At 40.8% G+C, this 11,533-nt stretch carries 10 protein-coding genes; 9 read left to right on the forward strand and 1 reads right to left on the reverse strand.

Annotated elements, in window-relative coordinates; genetic code table 11:
- Positions 1–16 precede the first annotated feature (16 nt).
- Entirely contained in the window at positions 17–1,435 is a 1,419-nt protein-coding gene (locus tag H7R46_RS16825; protein ID WP_005065911.1) for a polyphosphate--AMP phosphotransferase, read from the reverse strand.
- Positions 1,436–1,644: 209 nt separating this feature from the next.
- On the opposite strand from H7R46_RS16825, the gene H7R46_RS16830 reads away from it, so the two are divergent.
- The 9 genes from H7R46_RS16830 (at position 1,645) to H7R46_RS16870 (ending at position 11,477) form a co-directional block, all read left to right on the forward strand.
- On the forward strand, positions 1,645–2,352 hold the full coding sequence (locus H7R46_RS16830) for an FFLEELY motif protein (protein WP_005065909.1): 708 nt from the start codon (positions 1,645–1,647) through the stop codon (positions 2,350–2,352).
- A gap of 147 nt (positions 2,353–2,499) precedes the next feature.
- Positions 2,500–3,447: a bifunctional demethylmenaquinone methyltransferase/2-methoxy-6-polyprenyl-1,4-benzoquinol methylase UbiE gene (gene ubiE / locus H7R46_RS16835; RefSeq protein WP_002114829.1), complete on the forward strand. Its 948-nt coding sequence runs from the start codon at positions 2,500–2,502 to the stop codon at positions 3,445–3,447.
- 11 nt (positions 3,448–3,458) lie between these two features.
- Positions 3,459–4,127: an SCP2 domain-containing protein gene (locus tag H7R46_RS16840; protein WP_005065906.1), complete on the forward strand. Its 669-nt coding sequence runs from the start codon at positions 3,459–3,461 to the stop codon at positions 4,125–4,127.
- Positions 4,128–4,139: 12 nt separating this feature from the next.
- A complete protein-coding gene (locus H7R46_RS16845) occupies positions 4,140–5,759 on the forward strand; it encodes an ABC1 kinase family protein (protein ID WP_002114801.1) in 1,620 nt (539 codons plus the stop codon).
- A gap of 124 nt (positions 5,760–5,883) precedes the next feature.
- Positions 5,884–7,197, forward strand: coding sequence for an FAD-dependent oxidoreductase (locus H7R46_RS16850; RefSeq protein ID WP_032012464.1), 1,314 nt, complete (start codon positions 5,884–5,886; stop codon positions 7,195–7,197).
- A 25-nt stretch (positions 7,198–7,222) separates the two neighbouring features.
- Positions 7,223–7,621 (forward strand): VOC family protein, encoded by a 399-nt coding sequence (locus tag H7R46_RS16855; RefSeq protein ID WP_005065900.1) that lies wholly within the window; start codon positions 7,223–7,225, stop codon positions 7,619–7,621.
- 161 nt (positions 7,622–7,782) lie between these two features.
- The gene (hisIE, locus tag H7R46_RS16860) at positions 7,783–8,556 is read left to right on the forward strand and encodes a bifunctional phosphoribosyl-AMP cyclohydrolase/phosphoribosyl-ATP diphosphatase HisIE (protein ID WP_005065898.1); all 774 of its coding nucleotides are present in this window, start codon (positions 7,783–7,785) and stop codon (positions 8,554–8,556) included.
- Between the two features lie 9 nt (positions 8,557–8,565).
- Positions 8,566–10,068, forward strand: coding sequence for a UvrD-helicase domain-containing protein (locus H7R46_RS16865; protein ID WP_005065896.1), 1,503 nt, complete (start codon positions 8,566–8,568; stop codon positions 10,066–10,068).
- Positions 10,069–10,091: 23 nt separating this feature from the next.
- Positions 10,092–11,477 carry an AAA family ATPase gene (locus tag H7R46_RS16870; protein WP_032012466.1) on the forward strand — a complete coding sequence of 462 codons (1,386 nt, stop codon included), beginning with the start codon at positions 10,092–10,094 and terminating at the stop codon, positions 11,475–11,477.
- Positions 11,478–11,533: the final 56 nt, after the last annotated feature.

An 11,533-nucleotide genomic window follows, 5' to 3' on the forward strand; every position in this document is an offset into this window, starting at 1 on the left:
CCTTGTAGCTGAGAGCTTAGTCTGCTCTCAGCTGTTTTAGAATGGCCTTCAACACTTCCAGACGTGCCGTATATTTATCATCAGTTGCGACGATATACCACGGTGCATATTCAGTACTGGTTCGCTCAAACATATCGGCTGCTGCTTTTAAATAATCGTCCCACTTATCACGATTACGCCAATCTTCCGCAGTGATTTTAAAACGTTTATGCGGCGTTTCTTCTCTGGCCTTAAAACGCTGCTCTTGCTCATCTTTACTAATCGCTAGCCAAATTTTTACTACAATCGTTTGACTATCAAATAAATCTTTTTCAAAGCGGTTTATTTCATCATAGGCACGCTGCCATTCTAAAGGTGAAGCAAAACCTTCGACACGTTCAACAAGCACACGTCCATACCAGGTCCGATCAAAAATCGTGATTTTTTCAGCTTCATTAATGCGGTTCCAAAAACGCCATAAGTAAGGATGTCGAGCTTCAAAGCGTTCAGGTGCACCAATACAATGAATATCATATTCACGCGGGTCTAAGTTTTTAACGATTCTCTTAATGGCCCCACCTTTACCAGCAGCATCCATGCCTTCAAAAGCAATGACGACATTGCGTTTATCAAAACGCATGGCATCGGCAATTTTTTTACTCAGTTTATCGAGCTCTTTTTTATATTCAGCTTTTTCAAGTGGTTCATTAGAAGGTTTTAATAAACTCTCTGGAATTTTAGCTTGCTGCCATTTTCCTTTAACTTCAGTTTCATGCTCTGGAAGTTGACGCATGTGTTGTAAAAGGTATTGAGCGAAAAACTGATCACGCTGCTTTTCATCTTCGCCATCAATAATGTACCAATCATCGGTAAAACGACGGCGTAACTTTTGCAAAGTGTCATATTGTTTTTTATTACGCCAGTCTAGGCCGTGGAGCTTATGCCAATGTTGTTCAGATGGATCTATTTTATCTAAACGTTTTTGCAGCGATTTCCATGATAGATCGAACCAGACTTTAACCACATCGACATAGTTATTTTTTAAATCTTGCTCAAATGCCCGCATATTTTCAACGTATTCATCAAAACGCGAATCATCTAAAGGCTCGGAAACATGCGTTGCGGTGACGAGCAAATCGCTATACCAGTTGCCGAACATCACCACAATTTGTCCTTCAGTCGGAATAAACTCCGAATAAGATTGCCAAAATGCTTCTGTATCTGTCAGCACACGAGGCGCATCTGCTTTGACTCGTAAATATCTAGGGTCTAACCACTCACGAAGTTGCTTAACAGCCTCGCCTTTTCCAGCCAGTTCAATACCACTCATTAAAATGAGTGTGCTTTTAGCGTTAGGTTTTCCCCGACTTTCTTTTAACGCATATTGTGCTTCAATCAAATCGACTGAAAGCTGTTCCTCATCACGAATCTCAAATTTTGGTTGTTGTTCACTCATAGTCCACGGCTCTAATCTTTTATTGTTTAATTTCGATGATCTTTAACTTATGCGGTTAAATGATGAATTGCTATACAAATTATGTCATTGCGACAAAATTCTGTTTAAAAATTGACGCATGAATCATTTTTTTTACATCTACTCGCCATAGTACAAGGTTACAATGCCTTTTATGATTTTTTGCAAATAGCCCAATATTAGAGCCTTAAATGTCTAAACTCGCTGCTTTTGATGATCTTTTACAACAATATAAAACGTTTAATTATCACGATAATCCAGTGCTTGCCCAGCGTTTGCAAGATGTACAAACATGGCTAAAAGAGCGGATGAAAGATACGCATCATGACTTTTTTAATTTGCCAGCGCACAAGCTCATGTCAGAGTACTTTTTAAATCGTTTATATGGTGGCCCAGAGTTTGATGCTCTTGCAGCTCAAATTGAACGCCTATTGAAATATGCGCATAAAGCAGAAAAAGTCTTACCTGAAAATGCAATTAAAACGGGTACTAAATCGGTAAGTTTGGCTGTACTTGCAACCCAACTTGATGAGCAAGTAGCAATGCAACTTCTTGAGGACTATCCGGCAGATACAGTACTCACTGATGAAATTATGCGTTTAACCTTAATCAAGCTTGATCAGGCCGAAACTCGTTACCAGCAACTTGCTCTTCTTGACGATTTAGGTGCAGCACTCGATAAATACATGCGTTCATTTATGATGTTTACTGCTTTTAAAATGTGTAAAGGTATTGCCCAAAAATATCACTTCGAATTGATGTATGATTTCATTCAAGATGGTTTTAGTGCGATGAAACCGTTAAAATCGGCCGAGACCTTTATCAAGACTTTTACTGAAAAAGAACGCCAGATTATTGAAAATGTACATTCAGGGCATCCGAATCCGTTTAGAGTGTGATAAGGTCGGCACATAGAAAAACTCAACCTCGCGAAGTTGAGATTTTATTCATTATATTTGCATGATGATGCCTGTAAAAATAGACAAAATCTGTCATCATGCAGAACTTATTCCGTTTCACTTGAGTTTGAGTCTAGGAGAGACAATATGTCTAACGAAAACCAAAAGCCAACATCTCCAACTGAGCAGGCACAAAGTTCAGACAAAGTTAGCCCATTCCTAAGCTCACCTTTACCTCAAGGTACTCCTCAAGGGCAACAACAAACTTTACAGCAAACCTTAACAGACACACCTGTGAATGGTTCTGTACCTAAATACAATTTACCTCGTGGTGCTGGTAATACTGGCAACGTTGGTGAAACCACACACTTCGGTTACTCAACAGTTAGAACTGAAGATAAAGCACAAAAAGTTGCAGAAGTTTTCCACTCAGTTGCAAGCAAATATGACTTGATGAATGACTTGATGTCATTTGGTATTCACCGTTTGTGGAAGCGCTTTGCAATTAACATGTCTGGTGTTCGCCGTGGTCAACACGTGTTAGACATTGCTGGCGGTACAGGCGACTTAGCAAAAGTATTTAGCCGTGAAGTTGGTCCGCAAGGTCACGTTGTACTTTCAGACATTAACGAATCTATGCTCAATGTTGGCCGTGACCGTCTAATTGATGCAGGCTGTACCAATGTTGACTTCGTTCTTGCCAATGCTGAAACATTAGAACCTTTTGCAGACAACAGCTTTGACCTTGTAACCATTAGCTTTGGTTTACGTAACGTGACAGATAAAGACGCAGCACTTGCTTCTATGTTCCGTGTATTAAAACCAGGTGGCCGTTTACTGATTCTTGAATTTTCTAAACCTGTATTTGAGCCATTCTCAAAACTTTATGACCTCTATTCATTCACTGCTTTACCGATCATGGGTAAATTGGTTGCGAATGACTCAGAAAGCTATAAGTATTTGGCTGAATCAATCCGTATGCATCCAGACCAACGTACTTTAAAAGGTATGATGGAAAATGCTGGTTTCCAGAACTGTGACTATCACAACCTTACTGCTGGTATCGTTGCCGTTCACCGTGGCTTTAAACTGTAAGGGATAACGATATGTGGTCGATTCTGGCACTCGGTGCAGTCGAACGTATCATTCATCATCTGATCGATCTGGATGCGGTTACACGCATTCAGCTTAATCAGTTACAGGGCAAAATGCTGCGTGTTGTGATTGATAGCCCGCAGCTTTCTGTCGATGTATTCTTTGACCAAGAAAAAGTACGTCTTGAACCTACTGCAACAGGGCACAGTGAAAAGCCTTCTATTTTTGAACAACGCCCTTTTGATGCGCAATTCAAAATTTCTGAAGCAACAGCAACTTTGCATGTTAAAGATGTCGTCGAACTGATTAAATTATTGGTCAGCGATCCAGATCAGATTGGCAATATTCCATTGCAAGGTGATTACCACCTGCTACAGGATATTCAAAAGATTATGCAGCAAGCTGAACCAGATTTAGCTTCGCACTTATCAAGATGGGTCGGTCCTCAACTCGCCCACGAAATTGGCAAGATTCAACTTGCACCCAAACATTTAAAACGCTCTCTTCAAAGTCATCTATTTTTTGCAGAAGACGCATTAAAAGAAGATAGTGGTCTATTTGCCCCTCGTTGGGAAATGGATGATTTAACTCAAGCAACTCGCAAGCTTAATCAAGACATTGACCGTCTAGAAGCAAGATTGCAGCAACTCAACACACAACTACAACCCTCTCAAGACTAGGTAAGACTGTATATGATTCCGCACGTTTCACGTTTACTCGAACTTTGGCGTATTGCAGCGCACTATAGACTCGATACGTTGTTCCCTGCGGATGAATTACCAGTTAAAGCTCAACGTGCATTAAGTGTTATTAAAATGCACCCAGCTGCATGGTCAAGTCGCGAACGTAAAAATCCTTTAAAGCTCAAAGAAGCTTTAGAAGAGATGGGGCCGCTTGCAATCAAGCTTGGTCAATTATTGTCAACTCGACGTGATTTAATTCCACCTGAAATACTCGCTCAATTGGTCTTACTTCAAGATCAGGTAAAACCTTTTGATAGCAATGTTGCCAAACAACGTATTCAAGAATCGTTAAAAGCTGACGTTAATACCTTGTTTGCACGATTTGATGACCAGCCATTAGCTGCTGCATCAATTGCCCAAGTGCATACTGCTGCATTACATGATGGTCGCGAAGTCGTTGTTAAAGTCACTCGCCCTGACATTCGCAATCAAATTTTACAAGACTTTGAGATTTTGGCATGGCTAGGCAACACACTAGAAAGCCGCCTTGAAGCTGCCCGTGCGTTGCATCTCACCGAAATTATTCAAGACTACCGCCAGATCATTTTAAATGAACTGGACTTGAGTATTGAGGCAGATAACACACGTCGTATGCGCCATTACTTTACTGGCTCAACCATGATGTATGTGCCAGAAGTCTACATGGATACAAAAGATGTCATGGTGGCTGAGCGCATTACTGGTGTGCCTATTTCAGATACGGCAACCTTTGACCGTTTAGGCATGGACCGCGCACAACTTGCAGAAAAAGGGTTAACTATTTTCTTCACGCAAGTCTTCCGCGATAACTTTTTCCATGCCGACATGCATCCCGGTAATGTCTTTGTAGAAACCATTAATCCAAGCAATCCACGCTTTATTGCACTGGACTGTGCGATTATGGGTGAGCTTTCTAAGCACGACCAGATGACAGTTGCCCGTATGTTGCTTGCTGTGATGAACAGCAACTTTATGCAGCTTATTCAAATTGTGCATCAAGCTGGCTGGATTCCACCGGGTACAGATCAAGACGCGTTAGCACGTGAAATGCGTCGCACTGTTGGGCCAATGGTGTCTAAACCAATGGATCAACTTGATTTTGCGGGTATCTTAATTCAAGTCATGGATATTGCTCGACGCTTCCATCTTGAGATACCACCACAGCTCATGCTGCTACTCAAAACTTTAGTGCATGTAGAAGGCTTAGGTACTGATCTTTATCCGCAGCTCGACATCTGGAAATTGGCAAAACCAATTTTGACAGAATGGGTCAAATCCAATATGAACCCAGTCAAAAATGTAAAAGAGCTCGGCCAGCAATTACCTGACCTGCTTTTAGGTGCTCAAGATTTCCCAAGTTTAATTATTGACAGCCTAAATGGTTTAAAAAATCAGTCTGCTTGGCAAGACCGTCAGTTACGTGAAATTCAGCAACTTCGTTTGCAAATGGAACACCAACAACGCCGCAGTTGGATGTTCGGCAGTACTATGCTGATTTTACTAACTATTGCGATTATTAGTCCTTGGTTTGTCTCGATTATTCTGATTGTGCTGAGTAGTTTATTAGCACTTTGGCGCATATTGAAATAAGTTCAAAATCCCTTGCCAGTGCAAGGGATTTTTTTATGGAAAAACTTTAATTTTAAAAAAATTTATAGCTCAACTATTCGTTCATTGCTAAATTGAACCTATAAATGCTTCAAAAGAACAAACAATGAAAACACCTCATTTTGCCATTATCGGTGCCGGCACTGCAGGTTTAGCCACTGCGATTTTACTCGCCCGCCAAGGCAATAACGTTACTATTTTTGAACAAGTTGATGAGTTATCTCCGGTAGGTGCTGGTTTATTACTACAACCTGCGGGCTTAGCTGTATTTGAACATTTAGGTGTGCTCGATAAAGCACTGTCATTAGGTGCAAGAGTCACAGGTCTAGAAGGACAACTTCCAGACAAGCGTCTTTTAGTTAACAGTCACTATCACGAAGCATCAGCAAATCTTTATGGCCTAGGTATACACCGAGCCACTTTATGTCATGTGCTCACTCAAAAGTTTAGTGAGTATTCAAGCCAAGTTACTTGGTGTATGAACCACTCTGTTGAAAGTTTTGAAGAACGTAACGATGAAATTCGACTATTCGGCATGCATCAAAACCATAAGTTTGATGCTTGCTTTGATGGCCTACTTATTGCCAATGGTGCTCGTAGCCAATTACGCCCCAAAGCATGGGTAAAGGTTGACCAAGCTTACCCTTGGGGTGCGGCGTGGAGTATCGTGCCTGAGTGCCAAGTGCTCGACTCTGAAATTCTGCATCAATTTTATGATCGCTCGAAAATTATGATGGGAATTCTCCCTACAGGAGCAGTTCCAACAGAACCTCAACAGCGCCTTTCAAGTGTTTTTTGGAGTCTACCTACTCCACAGTTACAAAGCTTTTTACAAGATGAGCAGGCTAAACAAGCTTGGTTAAAGGAAGTCTCTGAGCGTTGGCCCAAAGTTGCAGAATGGCTGAAAGAAATTTTGTATAACAGTCAAACTCAGCCCAAATGGTTATCTGCAAACTACCGTGATGTCGTTATGACTCAATTTGGTCAAGGTCGAATTGGGGTAATTGGCGATGCAGCTCATGCAATGAGTCCACAGTTAGGTCAAGGTGCAAATATGGCATTATTGGATGCTTGGGCTTTCTCTCAATCATTGCAACATGCTCAAAAGAACCAGAATATTGACTGGTCCTTGCTCTGGCAGCACTACCACCAGCTCCGCCGTTCATCCACCCAGTTTTATCAATTTCTTAGTCGCTTACTAACACCACTTTATCAATCTGATCATTGGTGGGCTGGAAGTTTAAGAGATTTAGTTTTTCCGTGGATGTATCAAATCCCTTATTTTCGAAAAGAAATGGCAATTACAATTTCAGGCTTAAAAACAGGGCCATTCCAGCAACTTGATTATGATCAGGTAGCTCAATTGCCTAAAGAAAACAGTGCATTTCATTTAAAAAGCCAATCTTTGTCTGACTATTAACCCCACCAAATAATAGTGATAACACATGAAAATCAGCCATCTTGATCATCTTGTTTTAACTGTCTCAAATATTGAATCTACCTGTCATTTCTATCAAACCGTATTGGGGTTTGAAGTCATCACGTTTAAAGATGATAGGAAGGCTCTAAAGTTTGGAAATCAAAAGATAAATTTACACCAGCAAGGCAACGAGTTTGAACCGAAGGCATTACAGCCGACTCCCGGATCTGCCGACTTGTGTTTTATTTCTGACACTCCCATTTCAGAAGTAGTTGCGCACCTTAATCAATTAAATATTCAAATTGAAGAAGGTCCGATTGAACGTACTGGTGCAATGCATCCTATTCTTTCAGTTTATATTCGTGATCCAGATCAAAATTTGATTGAGATTTCAAATATTCTAATGACTCAGCCATCTGAATAAGGCACTCATGAGTAAAAAGTACAAGCTACTCATTACGCTGACAAAGACAAAAAGGACAAAGAATTTTTCCGCAAAGCGACGTTGATGCCGTACACTATACAAGCTATTTTTAGCATCTAATTGAAATCAATTTATAGTTCATATTTCTTTGGTGATTCCTCATGAATAACACGCAATGGCTCGATGAAGTAAAATTTAACGAACAAGGTCTTATCCCTGCCATTGCTCAACATCATCAAACCGGACGTATTTTGATGGTGGCGTGGATGAACCGTGAATCACTTGCGCTCACAGCAGAAAAAAATCAGGCGGTGTATTTCTCTCGCTCTCGCCAAAAACTTTGGCACAAGGGTGAAGAATCAGGTCATTTCCAAACGGTTTATGAAATTCGTTTAGACTGCGACGGCGATGTAATCATATTACAAGTTGAGCAACACGGCGGTATTGCATGCCATACAGGTCGTGAGTCTTGTTTCTACCGTAAACTCACCCCACAGGGCTGGGAAATTGTCGACGCACAATTAAAAGACCCTACTGCAATTTATGGCGATAAAGCCAAAACTGAAAGCCACGATCATGATCACACGACAGAACAAGTGGATGTACTTGCTCACTTAGGGCAATTAATGCAAGAGCGTAAGCAAGCTGAAGCGGACACTTCATATGTTGCAAGCCTCTACAAAAAAGGCATCAATAAAATCTTGGAAAAAGTCGGCGAAGAAGGCGTAGAAACTATTATTGCTGCGAAAGACTACGCTGCTCAAAATACAGAAAGTAATTTAAATGACTTGATTTATGAAACTGCTGATTTGTGGTTCCATAGCATTGTCATGTTGGGTTATTTCGATCTTAATCCACAACTTATTATTGACGAATTAGCTCGTCGTCAGGGTTTATCTGGTTTAGTTGAAAAAGCTAACCGCAACAAGGTTTAAAATCACTCAGTGTCGAATATCGAAAAACCTAAAGCCACCTATGAGCAAGCAATTGCCATAGATAACGCACGTCTTGGGCAATCATTTAAAGTGATTGCCTATGCGGGTACAGGTAAAACTACTACGTTACAAATGATTAGTGATGCCATGCCTGAACGGCGCGGTATGTATTTGGCTTTTAACAAAGCAATTGCTGGTGAGGCTCAGAACAAATTTCATCGTAATGTAGACTGCCGGACTTTTCACTCACTCGCGTTTCGCAGTGTGCCACGCGGTGTGACTGATAAATTACGCTTGCCTCGCTTAAGCCCAAGCTTTATTGCAAAAGAATATCGACTAGAACCCATTACGCTGCGACGTATGATGGGTGGACGTTATGAAAAATACGTCTTAATGCCAAGCCGCCTTGCAAGCCTTGTCGCCAATGCTGTCAGCTATTTCTGTTCAACCAGTTCTCAATATCCAGCTCCTCGACATATTCAGGCGCCCAACTGGTTACATCCGGATGATATTACCGAGCTACAAACTCATCTTTATCCTGCTGTAGAGCGCCGTTGGTTAGAGTCCATCGACCCAAATCATCAGGCAGGAATTGGTCATGATATTTACCTCAAACTTTGGGCTTTGTCTGAACCTAACATCCCAGCCGATTATGTCTTATTTGATGAAGCACAAGACGCTGATCCTTTAATGCTGGGTATTTTACTTCGCCAAAAAAGTACGCAGGTCATCTATGTAGGTGATGCACATCAGCAAATTTATGCATGGCGTGGTGCAATTAATGCAATGCAACAATTACCGTTGCCAGAGTCTCGCCTCACCACTTCTTTTCGTTTTGGTGAAACGATTGCGGATGTTGCCAATGCATTGCTAGGCGGATTAAATGAAACTGTTCCTTTGCTTGGTAATCCAAATCAAAAATCAAGTGTCGTAAATAAACCGCATACCAAAATGCGTGATGCGATTTTATGCCGTACCAATGCTCGGGCTATGGAACTTCTATTAGCAGGTTTAGTTCACGGCGATAAAGTGAGTTTGCAAGCTGATCATCAAAAACTAAACCGTTTTGTAGATGCCGCAAGTCTCTTGAAGCAAGGAAAACGGGTTACTGATGTACCTGAATTAGCATGGTTTAATTCATGGCATGATGTCCATGAATACTGTGAAACTAATGAAGGTAGTGATATTAAGCCATTAGTAAAACTGGTCGATGATCACGGCACAGACCCACTAAAAAAAGCACTTGCAAAGATTACACCACTTGAGCAAGCTGACTATGTCATCTCTACAGCCCATAAAGCGAAAGGGCTAGAATGGAACCGCGTTCATATTGAGGATGACTATCAATTTAAAATTAATGGGTTAGAACACAAGATTACCGATGAAGAATTAAGACTACTGTACGTTGCCTGTACTCGTGCTAAAGTAAGTCTAAATATCCATCATCTTTATGATCTGATACAACAATTAAAACTAAGGGCGCCTTTAAGTCTTCGTCAGTCGGTTGGTTGAAGCGCTCATATTTAGGTGAGCCTATGAAACTTGAATCTGTCCAATTTAAACATATTGCTCTGTTTCACGACCTTAAAATACACTTTCACTATGAAAAACAGCCAATCACCTTAATTTTAGGTGAACAGGCAACTGGTAAAAGTATGTTGCTCAAAGATACTTACCATGCTTTAACTTGGTTCCCTGCTCGCCTTAAAGATTTGCGTAGTCCCGGTATTGTCATGCCTGATCAAGACATTACTCAGTCACGCCTACAATCAAAAATTGAAGTGACCATTCAAGTTCCTTCAGAAATAGGTCATCTGCCAGAAAGTACCTCTGCTCAGCAGGTAGACTCTTCACTATGTAGCTGGAAACTTTTTAAAACCCTAAATGCAAGTGGGATTGGAGTGAGCCAAGTTGAAACTCAGCAACTTGACCAAACCATGGCTCTTTATCAACAAGTCATAAAAAAAGATCCATTACAGGGGCTTCCCTTAATCGCTTACTACCCAGCCGAGCGATTTGTAAATGATATTAATCTGCTTAATAAAAATTTACCCGGCATTACTCAAGCCATTTCAGCCTATGACATTAGTCCACTACCGTTTACAACTTTTACACGCTTTTTTGAATGGTTACGAGAAATCAGTGATATCGAAAATGCTCAAGCTGCATATCTAGTACAACGGATTAAATCGAAACAATCAGATCAGCAAGATCACACAGAATTATTAAATGAGCTTCAAAAAGAATTATCTGGGCAACCTAAACAGCTTACTTCACCCAATCTCTACGCTCTCAAGAACGCATTAAATATAGTTTTACCTGAGCTTAAAGATATCTATTTACAATATCAGCCTCGGTTGCAACTTATGGTTGATTATGAAGGTCAAACCTTACCTTTTCAGCAGCTTTCAAATACAACCAAAACTTGGATTGCTTTAGTAGGCGATATAGCCCGCCGACTCTGTTTACTCAATCCTTTGAGCTTAAACCCTTGTCTTGAGGGAGATGGCGTTTTACTCATTGACCAGATTGATGCACAGCTCGACTCAACACATTGCTCCGAGATCTTAAATCGACTTCATCAAGCATTCCCACGCCTACAAATTATTGCAACAGGAAGTCGCGAAGAGTTACTCGAACATGCTTCAACCTATCAATGTCTAAAATTAGAGCACGGTAAAGTTAGCCATCTTGATTTAAACACCACCAAACAACAGCTTGAACATATCTACACCTTACTTCAAAGAAGCGAGCCATTAACATCATCTATAGAAGCACAGCCTTTGAGTTTAATAGACCCAACACCAGCACCGATTGAGGTTTTATTTCAGCAGATTCAGGGTTTAAATGAACAACAAAAAAATGAATTATTAAGGATGATTCATGCGGGAGACGCACCGGAAGAAAGCCCTTCGGTTTGAGTTTTATAATCAAAAAACCACACTCACAAAATATATGGTGGAGTACGTTTTTTTAG

Source organism: Acinetobacter sp. BEC1-S18-ESBL-01 (assembly GCF_014169935.1).
Taxonomy (GTDB): domain Bacteria; phylum Pseudomonadota; class Gammaproteobacteria; order Pseudomonadales; family Moraxellaceae; genus Acinetobacter; species Acinetobacter pittii.

Excerpts from the sequence above, each read along its gene's own strand:
- H7R46_RS16840 (WP_005065906.1), top strand. The coding sequence starts at position 3,459 with ATGTGGTCGATTCTGGCACTCGGTGCAGTCGAACGTATCATTCATCAT.
- H7R46_RS16850 (WP_032012464.1), top strand. The coding sequence starts at position 5,884 with ATGAAAACACCTCATTTTGCCATTATCGGTGCCGGCACTGCAGGTTTA.
- H7R46_RS16825 (WP_005065911.1), bottom strand. The coding sequence starts at position 1,435 with ATGAGTGAACAACAACCAAAATTTGAGATTCGTGATGAGGAACAGCTT.
- hisIE (WP_005065898.1), top strand. The coding sequence starts at position 7,783 with ATGAATAACACGCAATGGCTCGATGAAGTAAAATTTAACGAACAAGGT.
- H7R46_RS16830 (WP_005065909.1), top strand. The coding sequence starts at position 1,645 with ATGTCTAAACTCGCTGCTTTTGATGATCTTTTACAACAATATAAAACG.
- H7R46_RS16845 (WP_002114801.1), top strand. The coding sequence starts at position 4,140 with ATGATTCCGCACGTTTCACGTTTACTCGAACTTTGGCGTATTGCAGCG.
- H7R46_RS16855 (WP_005065900.1), top strand. The coding sequence starts at position 7,223 with ATGAAAATCAGCCATCTTGATCATCTTGTTTTAACTGTCTCAAATATT.
- ubiE (WP_002114829.1), top strand. The coding sequence starts at position 2,500 with ATGTCTAACGAAAACCAAAAGCCAACATCTCCAACTGAGCAGGCACAA.
- H7R46_RS16870 (WP_032012466.1), top strand. The coding sequence starts at position 10,092 with ATGAAACTTGAATCTGTCCAATTTAAACATATTGCTCTGTTTCACGAC.